Source organism: Saccharopolyspora oryzae, from assembly GCF_027853915.1.
Taxonomy (GTDB): domain Bacteria; phylum Actinomycetota; class Actinomycetes; order Mycobacteriales; family Pseudonocardiaceae; genus Saccharopolyspora; species Saccharopolyspora oryzae.
Genome location: NZ_JAQGLA010000101.1, coordinates 1 through 22,907, shown reverse-complemented (window position 1 = coordinate 22,907; position 22,907 = coordinate 1). Strand labels below are relative to the sequence as shown.

The window sequence follows — 22,907 nt, the reverse complement described above, 5'->3', positions numbered from 1 at the left end:
GGCCAGCACGAGGTCCACGGTCCCGCGGTGCTGGCCGACGGGTCGGGCGCGACGGCGGTGGTCGCCATCGTCTACCGCTCGTGGGCGCTGATCTGCGTGCAGCCGCTGGACGGCGATCCGGCGCAACTCGTGCGGATGCAGCGGGTTCCGGCGGATTCGCTCACCGATGCGCTGCTCGAGCTGGTTCCCGACGTGGCACCGGCCCGGACGATGCCGATCACGCTGCCCGAGCGCGCGGTGGCCACCGCCGCCCAGCTGATAAGCGAGATCGAGGAGGACCGGGAGAAGGAACGTCGTCTGCGCGAACTCGTCCGCGACTGCGGCGGGGATCCCGATGCGCTGGACCAGCTCGCCGGCCTGCTGCCCGCGCTGACCGGTCGCGGGCAGGTCGGTGCGACGCGGCGCGGTGCGGGCGGCAGGTCCCGGGCGGGCGCCGCACTGTCCTGGTTGGACGGTCCGCGCGGACGGGTCCGGGTGGCCCCGGCCAAGCACGGCTGGGTGAGCGTCAACCCGATGCGGCACAACGATTTGCGGTTCGCGGTCGAAGACCTGGCCAGGATCGCGCGCGAGCCGCGGTGAACGCGGCGCGGAGCCAGGGAGGGAACACGGTGGAACAAGCAGCGCAGTGGCTGGCGGGCTACGACGAGCGGCTCGCCCGGGCCGCGGCGAACGCCAAGGCCGCGAACGAGAGCCTGCGCCAGATGAGCGGAACCGCGACTTCGCCGCGCGGCGAGGTCGCGGTCCAGGTCGGGCCCAGCGGCGCGATGGAGGACATCCGGCTCACGCCCGCGGCGCGGGCGTTGGAGGCCGAGCAGCTGGCGCAGCTCATCCTGACGACCGCGCAGCAGGCGCAGCGCACCGTCGGGGCGCAGGTCGTGGAGATCATGACCGAGTACGTCGGCGACGGCCCCGCGTTGGAGTTCGTCAAGGAGAACATGCCGCCCGCGGCCGGTGTCGAGGCCGGTCAGCGCCGGGTCGACGACGACAACGACGACGACTTCTTCGCCAACCCGGTGGTGATCGTCTGATGGGCTTGCAGGTGGATCCGGAGCAGATCCGGGCGCACGCCAAGACCGTCAGCGGCCTCGCCGGCGGGCTGTCCGACGCGGCCGGGGCGTTGCCGGAGGGCCCGGCGGAGAACTCGCTCGGCACGTTCCTCCAGTTCCTCACCGCCGGGCTGGGTTCGGCCATGGCCCAGACCGGGCAGGCCATCGCCCAGGCCGGTTCGGCGGTGAACGCCGTCAGCTCGGCGCTGGTGCGCACCGCGGAGGACTACGAGCGCGCCGACGACGACAACGCGGTGCGGCTGCTGCGGGAGGACTCGCGATGACGGTGCAGATCACGATCGGTGCGACCAAGCCCGAGGAGCTCGAGCAGCTGAAGTCGACCATCGCCGCGGTCCGCGACCGCAGCTGGCTCTCCGGTGGTCTGAGCGGTTCGAACCCCGGCGTGGAGTCCCTCGGGTCGACGAGCAGCCCGCTGTCCGCGCTGTCGGACTCCGGGTTCGGCTTCCTCACCGGGTCGGTGTCGTTCCTCGAGGAACCGCTGCAGCAGCTGGCGGGCGATCCGAGCACGATCTCCTCCGGTTCGCAGGGGTTCCAGGACTCGGGGCGCAACGTCTCCTCGGTCGCCGACTCCTACCAGCAGTCGATCGGCCCCGAGACCAGCGGCTGGTCCGGCGACGCCGCCGCGGGCTACCTCAAGACCGGTGCGGAACTCGTCGACGGCATCGCCGGGCTCGGCGATGCGAGCGTGGCGCTGGCCGAAGCGGCGACCGGTGCGGGCGAAGCGGCGGCGAAGGCGATGCAGGAGGTCACCACGCTCATCACCGAGGCCACCGGCAAGATCATCATGATCATGCAGCAGGCGCTGGCGGCGGCGCAGGCCACCTTCGGCGCCAGCGTGGCGGCGGCGATCCCGCAAGCTGTGCAGGTCGCGGCCGAGTACGGCGGCCGGATCGTGGCGGTCATGCAGCAGCTGCTCTCCAGCGCGCAGGGCCTGATGAAGCACGTGGCGACCACGACGAAGGCGGTCACCGCCCTCACCGACGCGATCTCCGCCATCAGCGACCTCTGCCAGCAGTCGACCGGGTCTTCGGGAAGCACCGCCACGTCGGGCACCACGCCCACGTCGAGCAGCACGTCGATGTCGGGCACGCTTCCCACCTCGCGCACTTCGGCGACGTCGGGCAGCACTGGCACGTCGAGCACCACGCCCACGTCAAGCACGACCCACCCCGCGAGCACGACGCCGGCCTGGAACACCACGTCGACGTCGCAGTTCCGGCCCGACGAGCGGCAGGTTCCCCCGACCTACAGCTGATCCGGCCGACACCCCGGCGGTGGGACGACCTTGCGCGTGCCGGGTGAATCCCGCCTCCGCCGGGGTGCTGATCCACTACCGTGGGTGCGGTGAGTTCGTGGTCGATGGGGCGAACCTTGGCCGGCAGGGCGAAGAACGCCGGAGAACCGCTGACCGACGCCGAGCGCCGGTTCGACGAGCTGCTCGCACCCGGGGGAACACCGCGGTCGGCCGACCGGACCGAGGAGCCCGAAGCCGGCCCGGAATCCGCCGACCAGCAGGAGATCCGCGGGGAGTACCTCTCGGCCCGGCTGATCGAGTCCTTGGAGGACGGCGGCTCGCGGCTGTTCGCCCGGCGCGGCGCGCAGCCGCTGGTCATCGCGGTGGAGAACGTCACCATCACCGGGCAGCTCGACCTGCGCAACGCCGATCTGCCGTACCTGCTGGAGTTCGTGGGCTGCCGGTTCGAGGCCGCGCCCGACCTGCGGCAGGCGAGGCTGGCCGGACTGGTGCTGTGGCACTGCCGGTTCCCGGGCCTGCACGCGCGCAACCTCGCGGTCGGCAACGACGTGGTGCTGCGCAACTGCGCCAGCGTCGGCGGGATGCTCGACCTGGCCGATGCCGACCTCGGCGGGTCCCTGCTGCTCAATGACAGCGAGTTGCGCAATCCCGGGCAGCGCTGCGTCTACGCGGACCGGTTGTCGGTGTCCGGTGCGCTGATCGGGATCCGGTTGCACACCGCCGGTGAGGTCCGCATCCCCGGCGCGAAGATCGGCGGCAACCTGACGCTGTCCGGCGCGGCCCTGCGCAACCGCGGTCAGAACGCGCTCAACGCCACCGGAATCCGCATCGGCGGCTCGCTGCGGCTGGACGTCGACCCGCTCACCGGCCGGTCGTTCACCGCTGCCGGAACGCTGCGCCTGCCCAGCGCGCACATCGCCGGGGACCTGCGGTTGCGCGACGCCGTGCTGGAACCCGGTGCGCGACCACCGCGACGCGGCGACTCGAACTACGACGACCCGACCGCTTCGCTGATCGCCGATCGCTGCGAGATCCGCGGCGAGGTCCAGATCGACCAGGATTTCCGCAGCGGGGGCACGTTGCGCCTGGTCAGCGCCATAGTAGGCGGCAACCTGCGGATGACCGGTGCGGCCGTCGACGTGGGGTGGCTGCGCTCCCCCACCGACTCCGTGGTGCACCCGCTGCGCGCGATCAACCTGGACGGGACGAGGGTGTCGGGCAACCTGGACGCGCGCCACGTCGCCGTGCACGGGCAGTGGCGGATGACCGACGTCAAAGTCGGCGGCAGCGTCCAGCTCAACAACGCGCGGCTGACCGGGCCGCGCACCGACGTCCTGGTGGGCAGCAGGCTGTCCGCGGGCAGCAACCTGGAGTGCCGGGACGCCGAGGTCGTCGGATCGCTGCAGCTGCCGAGCGTGCAGATCGGCGCGAACCTCGACCTGCGCGGAACGCAGCTGACCAAACCCGCCTGGCACCAGCACCGCCACAACTACAAGCCGTCGCTGGACCTGCGCGCGGCCCGCATCGAGCGCGACCTGATCTGCGCCGAGGGCGAGCAGGTGTTCCTGGCCGAGGGCACGGTGCAGCTGCGGTGGGCGCAGATCGGGCGGCACGTCAACTTCTGGGGCTGCGAACTCGGCGACGGCGCGTCGAGGACGGCGTTCAACGCCTCGGGTGTGCAGACGCAGGAGCTCACGCTGCTCCCGCGCACGCCACCGCGCGGGCGGATCACGTTGCGGCAGGCGCAGTGCGAGCTGCTCGCCGACAACTCGGCGGTGTGGGAGTCGACGCGCGGGGTGGACTGCGAGGACTTCTCGTACCAGAACTTCGCGGAGTCCTTCGAGCTCGACGACCAGGAGCGGGTGCGCCAGCGCCTGGGCTGGCTGCGCGCCACCTCCGACGGGGCCTACCAGCCGGGCCCCTACGACCAGCTGGCGGCGGTCTTCCGCAGCAACGGTCTGGAGGAGCACGCGGTTTCGGTGCTGATCGAGAAGCAGCGCCACCGCTACGCGGCGATCTCCCGCACCGCGCGCCCCGGACTGCGCTGGCCGGTGCAGGTGTGGAGCTGGTTGCAGCGGGCCACCGTCGGCTACGGGTACCGGCCGATGCGGGCGCTGGTGTGGCTGGCGGCGTTCGCGGTGGTGGGCACCGCGTGGTTCAGCTTCCACCCGCTGGTCCCGATCAACGAGCAGGACCACCCGGTCTGGAACCCGCTGCTGTACACATTGGACCAGATGCTCCCGGTGGTGAGCCTCGGCCACGACGACATGTGGCAAGCCCGCGGTGCCTCCCAGTGGGTCACGGTGGCCCTGGTGACCGCGGGCTGGACCCTGGCCACGACAGTGGCGGCAGGCGTCAGCCGAGGCCTGCACCGCGAACGCTGACCGATCACGACGGCCGACGAGCCGGCCTGGATCTCGGCGTTCCTGTTCGTCACGGTCCGCTAGCCCGGGCGCAGCATCGGCGACAGCTTTTCGACAGGTCGGCCCATTAGCGTCCACGCACCCGCAGTTCCCTGCTCGCGCAAAGGAGCCCCATGTCGCTGCGACGCATCGTGGTCGCGTTGGTGACCACGTGCTGCACCACGGCGTTGACCATCCCAACCGCGTTCGCCGACCCGGGCGACCACTACGGCCCTGGCGGTTTCGACCTGCAAGCCCACCGGGGCGGGCTCGGCCTGGTCGTGGAGAGCACGCTCGACTCGTTCTCCAACGGGCTCGCGGTCGGGGTGAGCACACTGGAACTCGACGTCCAGATCACCGAGGACCACCACGCCGTGGTCACCCACGACCGGAAGATCTCGGGTGCGAAATGCCTCGACACCGCACCGGCCTTCCCAGGAGACCCGGAGTACCCCTACGTCGGCAAGTACATCGTCAACCTGACCCTGGCGCAGGTGCGCACCCTCGACTGCGGATCCCAGACCCTGCCGCAGCACCCGGCACAACGGCCCAGCCCGGGCGCTCGCATGCCGCTCCTGACCGAGGTGTTCGACCTGGTCGAGGAGCGTGACGCCGACGACGTGTGGCTCAACGTCGAGACGAAGGTCGAAGCCGGAGCGCCGCAGGAAACCGCGCCCCGCGAGGAATTCGTGCAGATCGTCGCCCGCCAGGTGCGCGAATCGGGCCTCGCCGACCGCGTCTCGATCCAGAGCTTCGACTGGGGCGCGCTGATGCGCATGCGGGAAGTCGCCCCGGAGCTGCCCATCGTCGCACTGACCAACGGCGACCAGTTCCTCCAGCCTGGCCGACCCGGCGCCTCTCCCTGGCTGGGCGGCATCGACATCGACGACTTCGACGGTGACCTCGTCGCCGCCGTCGCCTCCTTCGACGCCGACGGCCTCTCCCCGGTGCACGGATATCCCCAGGACGGCAAGGTCACGGACCCGGACTACGTGCCGTACACGACCAAGGACATGGTCAAGCGCGCGCACCGAGCGGGGATCGAGGTCATCCCCTGGACCGTCGACGACGAACCCACCATGCACGAACTGATCGACGACGGCGTCGACGGAATCATCACCGACTACCCCGACCGGCTCCGCGAAGTCATGCGACAGCGCGGATTCGAGTTGCCCGAGCAGTACCCCGGTGACTAGGTGAGCAGTCGGCGGATGGCGAGGGCCGTGCTGGCGCAGGCAGCCGCCGTGGCCAGGGTGAAGGCCGCGGCGGGCGAGACCAGGTCCAGCAGGGTGCCCGCCGCTGCCGAGCCCAGCGCGTTGCCGACGCCGAAGGACGTGATCATCCAGGCGTGGGCTTCGGTCAGCGTGCCTTCCGGGGCCATCCGGGCGATGAGAGCGAAGGCCGATGCCAGCACGGCGGGCAACGCGCATCCGCTGAGGAAGGCGAACACCGACATGGCCGGCAGGCCCAGGACCAGCACGAGCGGTAGGTAACCGACAGCGAGCAGGGCGAGCAGCACCAGCAGCCGGCGGTCCTCTCGGCGTGCGACGGGAATGGCGGTGTAGGCGATTCCGCCAAGCAACGCACCGGCTGCGTTGAGCGCGATCAGCCAGCCGGCCGCGGACGGACTCCCCGCCACCTCCGCGTATCCCGTGATGCCGACGGTGAAAGCACCGATCGTGGCGCCGACGCAGACCAATGCCGCGAACAACCGGAGCACACCCGGACCGCGCAACGGACCCGCCCAGTGCCGCTCCGCGTGCGTACCGCGCCACGACCGAGCCGGGCGCGCGGTCGCGAACCACGTGGCGCCGAGCAGGCCCACCACCGCTTCCGCGAGCAGTCCCGCGGACGGCCCGCCGAAAGCGGTCACGCCGAGGACCACCAGGGGCCCGCACACGAAGATCAGTTCCTGCGTGGCCGCGTCCAGCGAGAACGCCGCGCGGATGTTGTGCTCACCGGCCACGACGCGCTCCCACAGCACGCGCAAGCACGGTTCCAGCTGCGGAGTCGCCGCGCCTGCGACCACCGCAGCCGCAGCGCTGATCGCCGCCGACCGGACCGGGTCGACCAAGCCCAGCACCAGGAACGCGGCGGTCGAGATCGCCGCACTGGCCAGCAGCACCGGCGCCTGGCGCGTCCGGTCGATCAACCGCCCGAGCACCGGACCGCACACCGCGGCGCTGCCCGCGTACAGCGCGGCGAGCAGACCTGCCAAGCGGTAGTCACCGCCGTGCTCGCGCACCGCCAGCAGGATCGCCAGCGGCGCCATGCCGGTGGGCAACCGGCCGATCAGCGAAGCGGACAGAAGCCTTGGCACGTAACGGGATCGCAGCACCGCCACGACCGAACCAGCGCTGCTCCCCACCGTCGTCCCGGTGCTCACCGCACCTCCCCTCCGGCGAACTCGATCGCCGCGCGCAACGACGTCACGACCGGAACTCCCTGCTCGGCCAGCACTTCGGTGGCGTGCAGCCCGCTGGCGTAGAGCACGCATCGCGCCCCGACCGCCTCGGCCGCGGCCGCATCGTCGACGCTGTCCCCGATCAGCAGCACGTCACCGCTCGCCAGTCCCAACAGCTCCAGGTGTTCGGCCAGGTGGGCGCGTTTGAAGCCGCGGTCCGGGCCGCGCTGTCCGTCGATGCGGGCGAAGTGCGCGGCGATGCCGAAGCGGTCGACCAACGAGGTCAGGCGGTCGTGCGGATGCATCGACAACAACGACTGCGACAGCCCCCTGGTCGTGATCGCACCCAGCGCTTCGCGGGCGTCCACCGCCAGCGCCAGGGATGGCCGGCGCCGCGAGTAGGCCTCGTGGAACGCCGCGTGCAGTGCGCTCCGCAGGTCCGGTGGCACCGGTGCGCCGAAGAGCCGGTCGTAGAACACGTCGATCGGCTGGGTGTGCTGCCTGCGGTACTGGTCGACGGTGATCGGTGGTGATCCGGTCGCCTCGAACGCCTCGATGGTGGACTGGATCAGCGCATCGGCGTCGTCGAACAGGGTTCCGTTCCAGTCCCACACGACGTGCGCGACCGCCGGCTGCGCTCCGGGCTCGCTGACCACCACGGTCTGCCCTCCTCGATGATCGGTTGCCGGGAAGTCAACCGGACACCGGTGCGGGAGGACCAGGGCAGAAACCGGGCATGCGGATCAGCCGTGCGGGTCGAACGCGATGCCCTCCGGCTTCGCCTTGGCGAGGTTGTCCTCGAAAGCGCCGTCCTCGATCCCCAGACTCGCCTTGCCGAAGTCGGCGGAGGTGAGCACGTCGCGGATCCCCTCCGGGTAGTCCTCCCAGCCCACCAGCGGCGGGTACTGCCAGGTCCCGCGGTGGTTCTCCGGCTCCTCATCGGCGTTGGCCAGGCGGAACGCGTGCGTGCTGGCGCCGTCCTTGTGGTAGACGATCTTCGGGTGGGTGCCCTCCCAGGACACCTCGCCGGCCGGGTACGTCGAGTACCCGCCGTGCGCCGAAGTGGAGACGTACTCGGCCCGGTCGTCGCGCACCCACACCACGACGTGCTCGATGTCGTGTCGGTGCCCGAAGGCGTCGTCCACGCCGTCGAGCGCCTGGTCCTTCTCGAAGTACAGGTCGTAGAGGTAGGCGCACCAGCCGCTCGGATCGCACTTGGCGCGGGAGTAGGAGTTGGTGTTGTCCAGGTCCGACTCGTCGTGGCAGTTGCCGTTGAGCGAACCGGACGGCTTCAGCCCTTCGGCCACGGTGCCGTCCGGCCCGATCGCCGGGGTCGGGTAGCAACCGTCCCCGTCGTAGTCGAAGGCGGGCTGCCACTTGCCGTCGGCGTCCGGGGCCGAGCCCGGCAGCGCTTGCGGCGGTTCCGCGAACGCCGCCCCCGGCGGCAGCACGAACACCAGTGCCGATGCGCCGATGAGCGCCCGCGCGGTGAACCAGCTGGTCGGTTTCCGGCGCGCAGCACCCATGACGGCAGCACCTTCCGATCGGCCCGCGGAGATCAGCACGACCCTACGCACGGCGCCGGAGGTGCCGGAACACCGCTGGCGACTTCTCGCCGCACCGCGCTGGCAGAATGACTCGGAATGACCTCCGCCGAGCTGCTGGTGCAGCAACGAGAACTCCAGGCCGAAGCCGACGACGTGCACACCGATCTCCGCCTCGGCGAACTGCTGGCAGCGCTGGGCGAGCCCGTGCGAGTGGGCAGCGCAGCGCTGGGGTTGATGGTGCGCCGGGACCTCGACATCACGGTCATCTGCCCGCTCCTCGACGCCGCCGCCAAGTCGGCCGTGGCCGGGATCGGCGCCCAGCTCGCCGTCCACGACCGCGTTCGCCAGGTCCGCTTCCGCGACGACACCGGGCGCTGGAACACCGATCCCCGCTACCCCGACGGCCTCTACCTCGGCGTCGAGTACCGCTGCCCGGCCGAGCAGGACTGGACGCTGGACATCTGGTTCGTCGACGAGCCGGACCGCCAACCCGACCTCGAACACCTGCGCACCCTGCCCCCGCGGCTGACCGACGAGCACCGCCGCACGATCCTGCGCATCAAGTCCGCACTGGCGCACCGGCCGGAGCAGCCGCCCAGCTACGAGGTCTACCGGGCGGTGCTGGACCACGGCATCAGCACCGTCGAGCAGTTCGACACCCGCCGAGCACCGCAGTAGTCCACAGTGGATGCTCAGGCGAGATACATTGACGAAGTCCTTTCCCGTCAACGAAATTCGCCCACCTGATGCTCGGCCGCGGCGGGGTTATCCTGCACCTTGACGGGTCCGCGCGACGGGGGAGGTGTCGGGCGGCCGGTCCGGGGTGCCGCACCGGCGTGCCCGTCCCCATCCTCATCCGCCCTGGTCACACAGCGAGGGCGCGCGGACAAGCAGCACCACCCGCGGGCCCTCCCGGGGCGCGGGAGTAGGAGATGAGGCCGATGCCGACCGCACAAGACTTGTCGGCGCTGGTGAACGAGATCGGACTGGACAAGCAGAACGGCGCCGTGCTCGGCCGGATGGCCGCCCACGGCGGCCTCGGGTACGCCGAGGAGGACTCCGACGGCCGCCTGCGCGCCCGCATCCGGATCGCGCCGGACGAGCTGATCTGGGATCCCTCGATCCTGGTGATGCCGCACGGCGGCGACCTCGTGCTGGAGATCGTCAACGACGACCAGAACACGCACTGCGCGCTGCTGCCCAGCAACGGCGACAGCCAGTTCATCTGGCTGCCGGTGCAGTCCCGGGGAACCGCCTCGCTGAACCTCGACGGTCCCGGCTACTACTGGTACAGCTCCCCCATCGGCAACGACGAAGGCCGCGGCCTGGTGGGAGCGATCGTGGTGCTCGGCGACGTCCCGGAGCAGGCCCGGCTGGACCGCCCGGACCAACCTCGCCCGTGAGGAGGAGCAGGCCATGACGCAATACGTGGATGCCGGGCGCGCCGTCGGGTACGCCTCTCTGAGCGGCCTGCCGGGCAGCGCTCCACCGGTGGTCCAGGACGTGACCTACGAACGCATCCGCAACGCCCGCGCGGAACCGCAGAACTGGCTCACCTACTACGGCGCCTACGACGGGCAGCGCTACAGCCCGCTGGACCAGATCAACACCGAGAACGTCGGCGCCCTGAAGCCCGCCTGGGTGTTCCAATCCGGATCGAGCGGACTGCACGCGGGTGCGTCGACCTATTCGTTCGAGGCCGCCCCGATCGTCGTGGACGGGATCATGTTCGTCTCCGGCTGGGACGGCTTCGTGTGGGCCATCGACGCCAGGACCGGGCGGGAGCTGTGGCGCTACAAGCACGCCATCCCCTACGACACCTCGCTGTGCTGCGGCAACGTCAACCGCGGGGTCGCGGTGGCCAAGGGGAAGGTCTTCGTCGTCACGCTCAACGCCCACATCATCGCGCTCGACGCCATCGACGGGCACCTGCTCTGGGACGCCGCGTACGGCGACGTGCGGGCTGGCGAGAGCGCCACCGTCGCTCCCCTGGTGGTCAAGGACCTGGTCGTGGTCGGCAGTTCGGGTGGCGAGTTCGGCGTGCGCGGCCACCTCGACGCCTTCGACCTGGACACCGGGCGCCACGTCTGGCGCACCTACACGGTGCCCAAGCCCGGCGAACCGGGATCGGACACGTGGCCGGACGGCCCGGCCTGGACGCGCGGCGGCGGGAACCCGTGGATCACCGGCAGCTTCGACCCGGAGCTGAACCTCATGTACTGGGGCACCGGCAATCCGGCGCCGGACTTCGACGGCGCGGTGCGCCCGGGCGACAACCTGCACACCGACAGCGTCATCGCCGTCGACCCGGACAACGGCGAGATCCGCTGGCACTACCAGTACAACCCGCACGACCTGTGGGACTACGACAGCACGATGGAGCACATCCTGTTCGACTCCGACGGCCGGAAGCTGTTGGCGCACTTCGACAAGAACGGCTACTTCTTCGTCCTCGACCGCACCAACGGCGAACTCGTCCGGGTCGCGCCGTTCGTCGACCGCATCACCTGGGGCGAGATCGACCCGAGCGGGAAGGTCACGCCGAAGGTGTTCCCGGACGCCGAGGGCGAGGAGGTCCACTTCTGGCCGGGGCCCGCCGGTGCCAAGGAGTGGACGCACGCCGCCTACAGCCCGCGCACGCAGCTCTGCTACGTGCCGGTGCAGGACGTCGGCGCGAAGGTCACGCGCCGCCGCCGGGAGTTCAAGGAGAGCATCCCCTACTGGGGCGCCAGCGTGACCGTCGACGGCACGGACATGCGGGGTTCGGTGTCGGCGTTCGACCCGGCCACCGGCAGGGAGGTGTGGCGTTGGGACAACGACGTCCCGATGTGCGCATCGGTGCTGGCCACCGGCGGTGATCTGGTGTTCGCCGGGGAGCCCACCGGGGAGTTCAACGCCTACGACGCGCGCAGCGGCGAGCTGCTGTGGCAGTTCCAGACCGGCTGCGGGCACCACAGCAATCCGACCACCTACAGCGTCGACGGGAAGCAGTACATCGCTGTGCCAGTCGGGTGGGGAGCCTGGGTCGAGGGCTTCTTGCCCGCTATGCTCGGGTCACCCCACGGGGACGCACTGTTCGCCTTCGCACTTCCCGACTGAGCTGACTCGTCGGAGAACACCAAGAGGAAGGACAGATGATGGAATCCGTTGCTGCGCAACCGGAACTCGCCGCTTGGGAAACACCGGACTTCGAAGAGGTCGGCTGCGCGGCCGAAGTGACGATGTACGTCGCGCAAATGGACGACTAGCCCGGTCTTTCAGAACCTGTTTTGAACTCGCTTTGCGCACCGCCGAGGGTGGGCTATGCGCCTGCGGCGCATCAAAGCAAAAGATCAATGACAGGTCTTCCGGCGAAGGGACTGGGAATGTGGTTGCGGGTGCTCGGTTCGGCTGCCGGCGGCGGGTTTCCGCAGTGGAACTGCGGTTGTCCGAACTGCCGCGCGGTGCGCGCGGGGTCTCGTCCCGGCCGTCCCCGGACGCAGTCGTCGATCGCGGTGAGCACCGACCACCAGCGGTGGTTCCTGTTCAACGCATCCCCGGACATCCGCACCCAGATCGAGTCGTTCCACGCGCTGCAGCCGGGCGCGGGCCGGGCCACGCCGTTGCAGGCCGTCCTGCTCACCGACGCCGAGCTGGACCACACCCTCGGTCTCCTGCTGCTGCGCGAGGCGAAGTCGATCGAACTGCACGCCACCGCAGCGGTGCGGGAAACCCTGTGCCGCGCAACGGCGATCCTGCGCACGCTGGAGGCCTATTGCGCGGTGACGTGGCGGGAAGTCGTGCCCGGCGAGGAAACCCGGCTCGGCGGCGGGTTGTCCTACCGGGCCTTCGACGTGCCGACCGACAAGCGCAACCGCTTCGGGCCCGGCCGGGAGCACGGTCGCGTCGTCGGCTACCGGCTGACCGATCGGACCAGCGGCCGCACCGCGGTGTACCTGCCGGTGGTGCAGCAGTTGACCGCGGCGGTGCTGGCGGAGCTGTCCGACTGCGACTGCCTGCTCATCGACGGCACGTGCTGGCACGACGACGAGATGATCCGGCTCGGCCTGGCGAGCAAGACCTCCCGCGACATGGGGCACCTGCCCATCGCCGGCCCGGACGGCAGCCTGCGACGAGTGGCCGAGCTGCCCGCGCAGCGCAAGATCTACGTGCACCTCAACAACACCAACCCGGTGCTGCTCAACGACGCACCCGAGCGGCGCGTCGTCGAGCAGCACGGGATCGAGATCGCCTCGGACGGATTGGAGGTGCGGTTGACGCCTTGACGACCACCGGCAGCTTCACCGATGCGTTGCGGGCCCAGTCGCAGCGCTACCACAGCCAGCACCCGTTCCACGTCAGGATGAACGCGGGCGAGCTCGCCCCCGCGCAGATCCGGGGCTGGGTGGCCAACCGCTTCTACTACCAGGAGAACATCCCCCGCAAGGACGCCGCGATCCTGGCCAACTGCCCGGACCGGGAGGTCCGCCGGAGGTGGATCCAGCGCATCCTCGACCACGACGGCACGGAGGGCTCGGAGGGCGGCATCGAGGCCTGGCTGCGGCTGTCCGAAGCGGTCGGCCTGTCCCGCGCGGAGGTCCTCGACGAGCGGCACGTCGTGCCGGGGGTCCGCTTCGCCGTCGACGCCTACGTGAACTTCGCCCGCACCCGGCCGTGGGTCGAGGCGGTGGCGTCGTCGTTGACCGAGCTGTTCGCGCCGGACCTGATGGCCGAGCGCCTCGCCGCCTTCGAACGCCACTACCCGTGGATCGACCGCGACGGCCTGGCCTACTTCCGGTCCCGCCTCACCCAGGCCCCGCGGGACGCCGAGCACGCGCTGGAGGTGGTGACCGAGCACTGCCGCACGGCCGAGCAGCAAGCCAGGGCGGTGGATGCGCTGGCGTTCAAGAACGACGTGCTCTGGAGCGTCCTCGACGGCATCGACCGGGCGTATCCCGGCTCGACCGGACCGGCGTGATGCACCCGTCCAGCCGACCGGAGCTGACCTCGCACGTGCGCCTGACCTTCGACCGGGTGCGCGAGCAGCACCTGCTGCTGACCCCGGAAGCGGTGTCGGTGCTGAACCCGACCGGAGCGGCCGTGCTCGAGCTCTGCGACGGGCGGCGCAGCGTCGCCGAGATCGTCCAGGAGCTGCGCGGCCGGTACCAGCAGGTGGCGGCCGACGAGGTGGCGCGGTTCCTCACCCGCCTGGTCGGCAAGCGCTACCTGGAGGTGCGGGATGCCTAGTCCCTTCGGCCTGCTCGCCGAGCTCACCTACGCCTGCCCGCTGCACTGCCCGTACTGCTCCAACCCGCTCGACATGGCCGACTACCAGGACGAACTGGACACCGCGGAGTGGCAGCGAGTGCTGGCCGAGGCCCGCGAGCTGGGCGTCCTCCAGCTCCACCTCTCTGGCGGTGAACCGCTCCAGCGCCGGGATGTCGTGGACATCGTGCGCAGCGCCCACGAGCTGGGCATGTACACCAACCTCATCACCAGCGCGCTGGGCCTGTCCGCGCACCGGGCCGAGCAGCTGCGCGCCGCCGGGCTCGACCACGTGCAGATCAGCGTCCAGTCCCACGAGGCGACGACATCGGACCGCATCGCGGGCACCACCTCGTTCCGGCGCAAGATCGCCGCCGCGCACCTGGTGAAGGAGCTGGGCTGGCCGCTGACGCTGAACGTGGTCCTGCACCGGCTCAACATCGACGGCATCGCCGACGTCCTGGCCATGGCCGAGCACCTGAACGCCGATCGCGTCGAGCTGGCGAACACCCAGTACTACGGCTGGGCCCGGCGCAACCGCGAGGCCCTCCTGCCCAGCCGGGCGCAGCTGGAACGGGCCGAGGTCGTCGTGCGCGCCGCGCGCGAGCGGCTCGCCGGGCGGATGGAGATCATCTACGTCCTGCCCGACTACTACGGCCAACGCCCCAAGCCCTGCATGGGTGGTTGGGGCCAGCGGCAGCTCACCGTGGCGCCCAACGGTGATGCGCTCCCCTGCCCGGCCGCGCAGGAACTGCCGTTGCCGCGCGCGAACGTCCGGGACCGCCCGCTGGCCTGGATCTGGGCGGAATCACCGGTGTTCCAGGCCTTCCGCGGCACCGACTGGATGGGGGAACCGTGCCGCAGCTGCGCCCGCCGGGACATCGACTTCGGCGGCTGCCGCTGCCAGGCTTTCCTGCTCACCGGCGACGCGGCCCGCACCGACCCGGTCTGCTCGCTGTCCCCCGACCACGGGCTCGTCGCGGACGCGGTCCGATCCGCCAACGCCGACCAGCCCGTCGAAACCGCCCTGATCCCCCGGCCGCACCCGTCACGACTCGACCGGAGCTGACCCGAACACCGCGAAGCTGACGATCCAGTAAGCGACGTAGAGCCCGAGCAGCACGCCACCGTGCCAGCGCCGCAGCCTCCCGCGGTGGAGGAACAGCGCGGCGAGGGCGGTCATCCCCACGAGCACCGGCAGGTGCCACCTGAGCACGTCCGGCCCGACCTCGATGGCGCCGCCGGAGAGCAGGACGACGCCCAGCTTCCCGGTCACCGAGAAGACCGTGCTGCCGATGACGTTGCCGATCCCGATCGCCGGCACCCCGCGCCGGAACGGTTCGACCGTCAGGAAGATGTCCTCGAGGGTCAGCGCGACGGTGATGATCGTGGCACCGAACGCGGTCCCGCCGATCCCGTAGGTGAGCAGGATGCCTTGCGTGCCGATGCTCGTGGCCGCGGCGCCGATGACGAGACCGGCCAGCGCGACCACGGCCAGCCCCAGATCGGCCCAGCCCGGCAACTTGCGCGAGGCGGTGAACGGCAGCCGGTCGTCGCTCTTCTCCGCCTCCTCGCAGACCTCCGCGTTGCGGAACGTCGGCTCCTCGCGGCGGAGTTCGCGCACCGCGACGTAGGCCGTGAACAGCGCGAAGAGGCCGAGCAGCAGCAGGCCGTCGAGGACGGTGAGCGAGGAGGCGGTGAGCAGGAAAGCACCCATCAGCAGCGGCGCGACGGCGAATATGGCCAGGTAGTCGCGGGGGATCCGCACGGTCGTCGGCGCGATGATCGCGGCGAGCGCGAGCACGACCCCGGTGTAGGAGATCGCGGTGCCCATGACCAGTCCGAGCGCGACGTCGTCGAGGTCTTCGAGGTTGAGCGCGACGCCGAGCACGACGTCGTCGAACTCGATCCCGGTGAACACGATCGCGAGGAGGAACACCGAGATCTTCAGCCCGCTGGCCGCCCCGACGAGGTAGCCGATCAGCTTCTCAGCGCTGTAGATCAGCAGCGCCGCCCCCGCGGCGAAGACGAACAACGAACCCATCCCGCAATCCCCCCACCGAACGCGGTCCCCGCCCAGCATCGACGCGGGCCCCGGCCGCCGCACCCGGACGCTGCTCGCCTGCCACACCAGCCCCTTCCGGAACCGCCGCTCAGATCCGCATCGCCGTGTGGCCCCCGGCGTGGTACCAGGAAGCTGCCGGCTCGGAACCGGCCTGCTCCGGGAGGACGTCGTGATCGCCAAGAAGCTTGTGGCGCAAGTGGTTCCGCTGCTCGGAGTCGTCGTTCTGACGGCCGGGTACGCTTCGGCTGCGCCGGACTGGGCTGCTGCATCGACCGCTGCCGTGCATCCGGGGGTGCAGACAGTGACCGGGAACGCCCAGTGCACGTCGAACTTCGTCTTCGAGAGCGGGTCGAAGGTCTACCTCGGGCAGGCCGCGCATTGCGCGGCCACCGGGGCCGTGGACCAGATCAACGGCTGCACGAGCCCTTCGCTGCCCATCGGCACCAAGGTCCGGATCACCGGCGCGAGCAAGGAGGGCGTGCTGGTCTACAGCTCGTGGCTGACCATGCAGGCGATCCGGGAGACCGATGCCAACGCGTGCGCGCACAACGACCTCGCGCTGGTCGAACTGGACCCGGCGGACGTCGCGAAGGTCAACCCGAGCCTGCCGATCTGGGGCGGCCCCACCGGGCTGAACACCGCAGGGCTCCGGAAGAACGACGAGGTCGTGACCTACGGCAGCGCACAGCTCGGCGGCGAGGCCACCGATCCGAACGCCAAGCGGGGCACGTCGCTCGGCGACAGCGCAGGCGGCTGGAACCACACGATCCGGACCACGACACCGGGCCTCCCCGGCGACTCCGGCAGCGCCGTCCTGGATGCCGCGGGCCGCGCGGTCGGCGTTCTGTCCACTTTGAACATCTCGCCCGATTTCGGCAGCAACGGCGTCGGCGATCTCGCGCACGAGCTGAACTACCTCCACGCCCACTCGGCGCTGCGCGACGTCCACTTGGTGACCGGCACCCAGAGCTTCCGCCCCCTCCGGTGACGAGCGGAAGGTCCAGCCCCACCCGCACCCGCGGTCACGACGTGTCGCGGCACACCTGGACCGGAGCCGATCCGCACGGGTAATTTCTCCCGTCGCCGGCCGCCGGTCAGCGCGGCGGGAGGCGGACACGAGGAGCGGCTGGGCGTCGATGGCGAGCAACAACCGGTACGTCCAGCTCGGGCTCATCGCCGCCATGCAGGTCCTGGCGATGGCGATGTGGTTCTCCGCCTCGGCGGTCGTGCCCAGCTTGCGCCAGTCCTGGCACATCAGCGACCTGCAGGCCGTGTGGCTCACCGCGTCGGTGCAGGTCGGCTTCGTGCTGGGGGCGGTCACCTCGGCTGCGTTCAACCTGCCCGACCGGTTCCCACCGCAACGGGTCGCCGCGGTCTCGGCACTCGGCGCGGCCGCGGCGACAGCCGCGGTGCCGCTGTTCGCCGACGGGTTCTGGCCCGCGGTGCTCTGCCGGTTGTGCGCGGGCTTCTTCCTGGCCGGGGTGTACCCGGTGGGCATGAAGCTGATGGCGTCCTGGTTCGGCTCCACCGGCCGCGGGCTGGCGCTCGGCGTCCTCATCGGCGCGCTCACCGTCGGTTCAGCGCTGCCCCAGCTGATCAAGGGGCTCGGCACTCTCGTCTGGCAGCACGTGCTGTTCACCGCCGCGGGCATCGGCGTCGCGGCCGCAGTGCTGGCGGCGGCCGTGGTGCGGCCGGGCCCGCACCTGTCGGGTGGAACCGCGCAGCACCGGCCGCGGTACGCGCTCGAGATGTTCCGCGAACGCGGCCCGAGGCTGGCCAACCTCGGCTACTTCGGGCACATGTGGGAGCTCTACGCCCTGTGGACCTGGCTCCCGGCGTTCGTGACCGCCGGCACCGGTGCCGCTGAGACGACCGTCGGGCTGCTGTCCTTCGCGGCCATCGGCATCGCCGGCGTGGTCGGCTGCCTGATCGGCGGCTGGGGCGCCGACCGCTTCGGCCGGGCGCCCGCCGCCGGGCTCGCGCTCGTCGTCAGCGGCGCGTGCTGCCTGCTGTCGCCGCTGGCGTTCGGCGCCTCCCAGCCGGTGCTGGTGGTGCTGCTCCTGATCTGGGGCGCGGCGGTGATCGCCGATTCCGGGGTGTTCTCCACCGCGCTGAGCGAGGTGGCCGACTCCCGCTACATCGGCACCGCGCTGACCGCGCAGACCGCGATCGGCTTCCTGATCACGGTGGTCACCATCAACCTGGTTCCCGCGATCGCCGCGCTCACCGGCTGGCAGTACGCCTTCCTCGTGCTGGCCCCGGGCCCGATCCTCGGCGCCTTCGCGATGCGCGCGCTGGGCGCCCGGTCGACCGGCGCCGCACGCCGCTGAGCCGTCCACAGTGCGCGATCGCCTTTTCCCGAGAAATTGATCGATCGGCAATTCTCGAGATCGGATTCAAATAGTTCGATCATTTCACCGCAGCCTTGATCGCAATTGCCCAAGAATTCGATCAGCGCACCCCTGATCGAATTCTCCACTGCCGTGACCGCAATGGGGGATTGCCGCGAAAATCGATCTGCCCCAGTGGTCGATTCGCCAGATCAACAAAACATCGATATCACTATCCGTAGTCATGTCACCCGATCTGGCTTCAGCCGACATCAACAATCGGCACGATCGACCTCCCATTTTTCGACCTTGTTCTCACGATCAGTGATGTTGAGTCCCGATTGGACATATCAGCTACACCTCGATCGTATGATCATGCATTCCTGCCGCTGCCGACCGGGAAATACGTGCTTACCGTACGAAACAGCCTCCTTAACAAATCACGCGAGGCGAACGGAAAATGATTTTGAGAGTAATTCCACTCAACTGATCAAAGGAGGTTCAGGTGCCCGCGAAGCTAGTACGCGTCAGCGGCATCGCCGCCTTCGTGCTGGGGGCGTCGTTCGCCCTGACCCCATTGGCCGCCGTGGCGGAACCGGAACCGGAACCGCCATCACTGCCCGGGATCAACCAGTGCGACGAGGGTTCGGACTGCGGCAAGCCCAAGCCGCCGGAGCACTGCAAGCCCGAGGAATGCCCACCTCCGCCCTGCAAGCCGGGCGAGTGCGAGGAGGTCAAGCCTCCGCCCGAGGTCGCTCCGCCGCCAGCCGCGCCTCCTGAGCAGGCTCCGGCTCCGGCTCCGGCACCGCCGCCGCAGCAGCAGGCCCCGGCGCCGCAGCAGAGCCCGCAGCAGCAGCGACCGCAGGTGAGCCCGACCCAGCAGAAGCCGACCCACGTTCCTACCGCCAAGCCGCAGATGCCCAAGCCCACCCAGCAAGTGCCGCAGGTCGAGCACAAGCCGACGGGTGGCGTCCAGGCAGGCGGTGGCGCTACGGCGCAGGAGAACACCGACAACTCCGGTCCGCTGCTGGCCGTGAGCGGACTCGCGCTCACCGCCCTGGCGGCCGGCGGTGCCCACCTGTACCGACGCCGCAGCGCTGACCAGCGCAGCTGATCCGAGCGGGTTGGCGGTGCGGACCTGAGGGTGCCGCACCGCCAACCCGTTCGGCCGAACTCGAACGGGTGGAGGTCCGTCGTGCGAAACGCGATTCTCCTGATCTGGTCCGCGGTGCTGCTGACCGTCGTGGTGTCGGCGGACCCCCTCCCGGTCGACGCACGCCCCACCTTCCTGCCCGCGACGACCCACGCCGAGACCACTGGTCCGGTCCCCGGTGATCCGCGCCCGCGCGACATCAGCATCCGCAGCATCGGCGTCTCCTCCAGCCTGGTTCCGCTGGGCCTCAACCCCGACGGCTCGGCCGAGGTTCCGCCGCTCGACAAACCCGAGCAGGCCGGCTGGTACGACCTCGGGCCGGGCGCGGGCGAGGTCGGTCCCTTCGTCGTGCTGGGCCACGTCGACTCCTACACCCGGGCGGGGGTGTTCTACCGGCTGCGCGACCTGCGCCCCGGCGACCCGATCAGCATCGACCGGGTGGACGGGTCGAAGCTCACCTACGTGGTGGATCGGGTGGAGACGGCCGCCAAGGACAGGTTCCCCACCGACGCCGTCTACGGCGACGTGCCGCGCCCCGAGATCCGCCTGATCACCTGCGGCGGGGCCTTCGACGAGTCGGCCCGCAGCTACGAGGACAACGTCATCGTCTTCGGCCACCTCCGGTAATCCTCTGTGGACTCCCAGAACCCGACCGCTGGGCGGGCCCTTGCGCGGCCCGCGGCCCAGGGGTCAGGATGTCCGAGCGAATTGCAGACCGCGCGAGGTCCGTAAATCGAGTTCCTGGGAGGCAGGATGACCGGCTCGGCGGCCCGCCGCCCGGTGATCGCCGGACTCGGCATCACCGAGATGGGCAAGGTCTACGGCCGCAGCGCGGCCCAGTTCGCCGCCGATGCGGTGCGGCTCGCGGTGGCCGACGCCGGACTCGAACTGTCCGATGTGGACGGTCTGCTCACCAACACCGGCACCCCCGGCGCGGTCGGCGTCGACCTCCAGTCCCAGTTGCAGCTCCCGGACCTGCGGCTGGTCTCCGAGATCCAGTCCTTCGGCGCCTCGGCAGGCGCGATGGTCTCCCACGCCTCGATGGCCGTCCAAGCCGGGATGGCGGACGTGGTGGTGTGCGTGTTCGCCGACGCGCCGCTGCGCGAGGGCGAGGGCAGCGCCGCCGTCTACACCGGCCGAGGGTTGCCCACCGGCTTCGCCGGACTGGTCCCGGCCGCCGGGCTGACCAGCGTCAACGCCGTGTACGCGCTGGCCGCGCGGCGGCACATGGAGACCTACGGCACCACCTCCGAGCAGCTCGGCGCGATCGCGGTCGCGCAGCGGGCGTGGGCCGCGATGAACCCGCTGGCGCAGATGCGCGAACCGATCACCGTCGACGACCACCAGGCGTCCCGCTGGATCGCCGAACCGCTGCACCTGCTCGACTGCTGCCTGGTCAGCAACGGCGGGATCGCCGTCGTCGTCACCTCCGCCGACCGCGCGGCCCAGCTGCGCCAGCCGCCGGTGCACGTGCTCGGCTTCGCGCAGGGCCACGTCGGCTACCCGAACGCCCGCGACGGACGGTTCGGCCTGGTCAGCGCCGCGGCGCAGGCCGGTCCCGCGGCGCTGAAGATGGCCGGGCTCGACATCTCCGACGTGGACGTGGCCGAGCTCTACGACTGCTACACCTACACCGCGCTGCTGACGCTCGAGGACTACGGGTTCTGCGCCAAGGGAGAAGGCGGCCCGTTCGCCGCCAGCGGCGCGCTCGGCCCGGGTGGCTCGCTGCCGGTCAACACCGGCGGCGGCCAGCTGTCGTCCTACTACATGTGGGGCATGACCCCGCTGTCCGAAGCAGTCATCCAGGCGCGCGGGCACGGCGGGCTCCGGCAGGCGCCGCGCAACGACGTCGTCCTGGTCAGCGGGAACGGCGGGCTGCTGTCGCACCACGCCACGCTCGTGCTCAGCCCCCACCCGCACAGCTGACCCCTCGAGCGGAAAGGACAGCCGCATGCCGATCGTCCCGGTCACCCGCGACGCCGCGTCAGCCCCGTTCTTCGACGGCACCGCCCGGGGAGAGCTGCTTCTGCGGCGGTGCGAGGACTGCTCGTCGATCAGCGCCCCGGACGTGGAGTGCTGCTCGGTCTGCGGCTCGACGCGGCTGACCTGGACTCCCGCGCGCGGCACGGCGAAGGTGGTCACCTGGACGGTGGTGCACGGCCGCTCCCCCGTCGACGGCGAGCCCACGCGCATCGTCGCCGGGCTTGTCGAGCTGGACGAGGGACCGTGGTTGTACGCCCGGCTCGTCGACATCGCCCCCGAGGACGTGACCACGGAGCTCGCGCTGGTGGTCGGCTTCGACCACGCCGAGGGCAGCGAAACCGTGCCAGTCTTCCGCCCGGCCTGACCTCCAGGAGCACCGCATGTCCGAATCGGACAACCCGATCCTCGCCGATCTGCGCGCTGAGAACGCCGAACTCGACGCTGTCGTGGCCGCGCTGGACTCCGAGCAGTGGGCCACGCCGACGCCCGCCGAGGGGTGGACGATCGCGCACCAGATCGCCCACCTGACGTGGACAGACGCCAAGGCGCACCGCGCGGTGACCGCCCCCGATGAGTTCCGCGAGGACGTCCGCACCGCCACGATCCCGCTCGGCGACGCGGTCGACGCAGGCGCCGCCGAGGGGGCCCGGCAGGATCCGCGGGAGTTGCTGGAGCGCTGGCGCACCGGGCGCGCGGACTTGCAGCGCGCTTTGACCTCAGCACCTGCCGATCTCCGGGTGCCCTGGTTCGGCCCGCCGATGAAGGTCCCGTCGATGGCCACCGCGCGGATCATGGAGATCTGGGCGCACGGCCAGGACGTGTTCGACGCGCTCGGTCTGCACCGCGAGCCGACCGCCAGGTTGCGGAACGTCGCGCACCTCGGCGTGCGGACGCTGGGTTTCGCGTTCGCGCTGCACGACCTGCCGGTTCCTGCCGATCCGGTGCGGGTGGAGCTGACCGCGCCGGACGGCGGGCTGTGGACGTGGGGACCTCCGGACGCGCCGAACCGGGTCACCGGGCCCGCGTTGGACTTCTGCCTGCTGGTCACCCAACGACGTCATCGCGACGACCTGGCGGTCACCGCCACCGGGACCACCGCCGAGCAGTGGCTGCCCATCGCCCAGGCCTTCGCCGGCGCACCCGGGTCCGGTCGGCCCAGCGAGGTGTCCTGAAAGCAGTCGGGGCGCTGGCCCACCGCAGGTGCGGCGGAGCAGCGCCCCAACGGATTCCGGTGCTAGTGCACGTGTGTGGTGTCGCGGACGGTGCCGACGTATTCCTCGACGAGGTCTTCCATCGCCACCACCCCCACCGGTGTGCCCGCCGTGTTGACGGCGGTGGCCAGGTGGCTGCCCGAGCGGCGTAGCGAGGCGAGGGCTTCGTCGAGCCGGGCCTGGGCCGGGACCGTGGGCAGGCGGCGGATCCGGGAGGCCGCGATCGGGGTGGTCTCGTCGTGCCCG

At 70.7% G+C, this 22,907-nt stretch carries 25 protein-coding genes and 1 pseudogene; 21 read left to right on the top strand and 5 right to left on the bottom strand.

Annotated elements, in window-relative coordinates; genetic code table 11:
• The 6 genes from OU415_RS33890 to OU415_RS33865 form a co-directional block, all read left to right on the top strand.
• Positions 1 to 579: ESX secretion-associated protein EspG (locus OU415_RS33890; protein WP_270953666.1), on the top strand; the 579-nt coding region annotated here is incomplete at its 5' end.
• A gap of 29 nt (positions 580 to 608) precedes the next feature.
• Entirely contained in the window at positions 609 to 1,028 is a 420-nt protein-coding gene (locus OU415_RS33885) for a YbaB/EbfC family nucleoid-associated protein (protein ID WP_270953664.1), read from the top strand.
• Entirely contained in the window at positions 1,028 to 1,330 is a 303-nt protein-coding gene (locus OU415_RS33880; RefSeq protein WP_270953662.1) for a type VII secretion target, read from the top strand. The genes OU415_RS33885 and OU415_RS33880 overlap by 1 nt, the downstream gene beginning before the upstream one ends.
• The gene (locus OU415_RS33875; RefSeq protein WP_270953661.1) at positions 1,327 to 2,322 is read left to right on the top strand and encodes a hypothetical protein; all 996 of its coding nucleotides are present in this window, start codon (positions 1,327 to 1,329) and stop codon (positions 2,320 to 2,322) included. Before OU415_RS33880 ends, OU415_RS33875 begins: the two co-directional genes overlap by 4 nt.
• Positions 2,323 to 2,411: 89 nt before the next feature.
• Positions 2,412 to 4,706 (top strand): bactofilin family protein, encoded by a 2,295-nt coding sequence (locus tag OU415_RS33870; RefSeq protein ID WP_270953659.1) that lies wholly within the window; start codon positions 2,412 to 2,414, stop codon positions 4,704 to 4,706.
• Positions 4,707 to 4,858: 152 nt separating this feature from the next.
• A complete protein-coding gene (locus OU415_RS33865; protein WP_270953658.1) occupies positions 4,859 to 5,920 on the top strand; it encodes a glycerophosphodiester phosphodiesterase family protein in 1,062 nt (353 codons plus the stop codon).
• Here OU415_RS33865 and OU415_RS33860 read toward each other — a convergent pair.
• From OU415_RS33860 to OU415_RS33850, 3 genes are all read right to left on the bottom strand, one after another.
• Positions 5,917 to 7,110, bottom strand: coding sequence for an MFS transporter (locus OU415_RS33860; RefSeq protein WP_270953657.1), 1,194 nt, complete (start codon positions 7,108 to 7,110; stop codon positions 5,917 to 5,919). The two genes, OU415_RS33865 and OU415_RS33860, sit on opposite strands and share 4 nt — an antisense overlap.
• Positions 7,107 to 7,787 (bottom strand): HAD family hydrolase, encoded by a 681-nt coding sequence (locus OU415_RS33855; RefSeq protein WP_270953656.1) that lies wholly within the window; start codon positions 7,785 to 7,787, stop codon positions 7,107 to 7,109. Before OU415_RS33855 ends, OU415_RS33860 begins: the two co-directional genes overlap by 4 nt.
• Before the next feature lie 84 nt (positions 7,788 to 7,871).
• The gene (locus OU415_RS33850) at positions 7,872 to 8,654 is read right to left on the bottom strand and encodes an NPP1 family protein (RefSeq protein ID WP_270953655.1); all 783 of its coding nucleotides are present in this window, start codon (positions 8,652 to 8,654) and stop codon (positions 7,872 to 7,874) included.
• Positions 8,655 to 8,771: 117 nt separating this feature from the next.
• On the opposite strand from OU415_RS33850, the gene OU415_RS33845 reads away from it, so the two are divergent.
• From OU415_RS33845 to pqqE, 8 genes are all read left to right on the top strand, one after another.
• On the top strand, positions 8,772 to 9,353 hold the full coding sequence (locus OU415_RS33845; protein WP_270953654.1) for a hypothetical protein: 582 nt from the start codon (positions 8,772 to 8,774) through the stop codon (positions 9,351 to 9,353).
• Positions 9,354 to 9,616: 263 nt separating this feature from the next.
• Positions 9,617 to 10,078 carry an MSMEG_3727 family PQQ-associated protein gene (locus OU415_RS33840; protein WP_270953653.1) on the top strand — a complete coding sequence of 154 codons (462 nt, stop codon included), beginning with the start codon at positions 9,617 to 9,619 and terminating at the stop codon, positions 10,076 to 10,078.
• A 13-nt stretch (positions 10,079 to 10,091) separates the two neighbouring features.
• Entirely contained in the window at positions 10,092 to 11,774 is a 1,683-nt protein-coding gene (locus OU415_RS33835) for a PQQ-dependent dehydrogenase, methanol/ethanol family (RefSeq protein ID WP_270953652.1), read from the top strand.
• 35 nt (positions 11,775 to 11,809) lie between these two features.
• Positions 11,810 to 11,923, top strand: a complete 114-nt coding sequence (gene pqqA, locus OU415_RS33830) for a pyrroloquinoline quinone precursor peptide PqqA (protein ID WP_270953651.1) — start codon at positions 11,810 to 11,812, stop codon at positions 11,921 to 11,923.
• 87 nt (positions 11,924 to 12,010) lie between these two features.
• A complete protein-coding gene (gene pqqB, locus OU415_RS33825; RefSeq protein ID WP_333779280.1) occupies positions 12,011 to 12,940 on the top strand; it encodes a pyrroloquinoline quinone biosynthesis protein PqqB in 930 nt (309 codons plus the stop codon).
• Entirely contained in the window at positions 12,937 to 13,632 is a 696-nt protein-coding gene (pqqC, locus tag OU415_RS33820) for a pyrroloquinoline-quinone synthase PqqC (RefSeq protein WP_270953650.1), read from the top strand. The genes pqqB and pqqC overlap by 4 nt, the downstream gene beginning before the upstream one ends.
• Positions 13,632 to 13,901: a pyrroloquinoline quinone biosynthesis peptide chaperone PqqD gene (gene pqqD, locus OU415_RS33815; RefSeq protein ID WP_270953649.1), complete on the top strand. Its 270-nt coding sequence runs from the start codon at positions 13,632 to 13,634 to the stop codon at positions 13,899 to 13,901. The genes pqqC and pqqD overlap by 1 nt, the downstream gene beginning before the upstream one ends.
• Positions 13,894 to 14,988 (top strand): pyrroloquinoline quinone biosynthesis protein PqqE, encoded by a 1,095-nt coding sequence (gene pqqE / locus OU415_RS33810; RefSeq protein WP_270953648.1) that lies wholly within the window; start codon positions 13,894 to 13,896, stop codon positions 14,986 to 14,988. The genes pqqD and pqqE overlap by 8 nt, the downstream gene beginning before the upstream one ends.
• On the opposite strand, the gene OU415_RS33805 is transcribed toward pqqE, so the two are convergent.
• On the bottom strand, positions 14,968 to 15,963 hold the full coding sequence (locus OU415_RS33805) for a sodium:calcium antiporter (RefSeq protein ID WP_270953647.1): 996 nt from the start codon (positions 15,961 to 15,963) through the stop codon (positions 14,968 to 14,970). The two genes, pqqE and OU415_RS33805, sit on opposite strands and share 21 nt — an antisense overlap.
• 322 nt (positions 15,964 to 16,285) lie before the next feature.
• Here OU415_RS33805 and OU415_RS33800 point away from each other — a divergent pair, with 322 nt between their 5' ends.
• The 7 genes from OU415_RS33800 to OU415_RS33770 all read left to right on the top strand — a co-directional run bounded on the left by OU415_RS33800 (position 16,286) and on the right by OU415_RS33770 (position 22,622).
• Positions 16,286 to 16,972 carry a trypsin-like peptidase domain-containing protein gene (locus OU415_RS33800; RefSeq protein WP_270953646.1) on the top strand — a complete coding sequence of 229 codons (687 nt, stop codon included), beginning with the start codon at positions 16,286 to 16,288 and terminating at the stop codon, positions 16,970 to 16,972.
• A gap of 148 nt (positions 16,973 to 17,120) precedes the next feature.
• Positions 17,121 to 18,314 (top strand): MFS transporter, encoded by a 1,194-nt coding sequence (locus tag OU415_RS33795; protein ID WP_270953645.1) that lies wholly within the window; start codon positions 17,121 to 17,123, stop codon positions 18,312 to 18,314.
• 505 nt (positions 18,315 to 18,819) lie between these two features.
• The gene (locus OU415_RS33790) at positions 18,820 to 19,428 is read left to right on the top strand and encodes a hypothetical protein (protein ID WP_270953644.1); all 609 of its coding nucleotides are present in this window, start codon (positions 18,820 to 18,822) and stop codon (positions 19,426 to 19,428) included.
• 81 nt (positions 19,429 to 19,509) lie between these two features.
• Positions 19,510 to 20,094, top strand: a complete 585-nt coding sequence (locus OU415_RS33785; RefSeq protein WP_270953642.1) for a class F sortase — start codon at positions 19,510 to 19,512, stop codon at positions 20,092 to 20,094.
• 126 nt (positions 20,095 to 20,220) lie between these two features.
• Positions 20,221 to 21,393 (top strand): thiolase family protein, encoded by a 1,173-nt coding sequence (locus OU415_RS33780; protein ID WP_270953640.1) that lies wholly within the window; start codon positions 20,221 to 20,223, stop codon positions 21,391 to 21,393.
• 25 nt (positions 21,394 to 21,418) lie between these two features.
• Complete coding sequence (locus OU415_RS33775) at positions 21,419 to 21,814, top strand: Zn-ribbon domain-containing OB-fold protein (protein ID WP_270953638.1); 396 nt, start codon at positions 21,419 to 21,421, stop codon at positions 21,812 to 21,814.
• A 16-nt stretch (positions 21,815 to 21,830) separates the two neighbouring features.
• On the top strand, positions 21,831 to 22,622 hold the full coding sequence (locus OU415_RS33770; RefSeq protein WP_270953637.1) for a TIGR03084 family metal-binding protein: 792 nt from the start codon (positions 21,831 to 21,833) through the stop codon (positions 22,620 to 22,622).
• A 62-nt stretch (positions 22,623 to 22,684) separates the two neighbouring features.
• Here OU415_RS33770 and OU415_RS33765 read toward each other — a convergent pair.
• A pseudogene (locus OU415_RS33765) lies at positions 22,685 to 22,907 on the bottom strand (hypothetical protein); the annotation flags it as partial.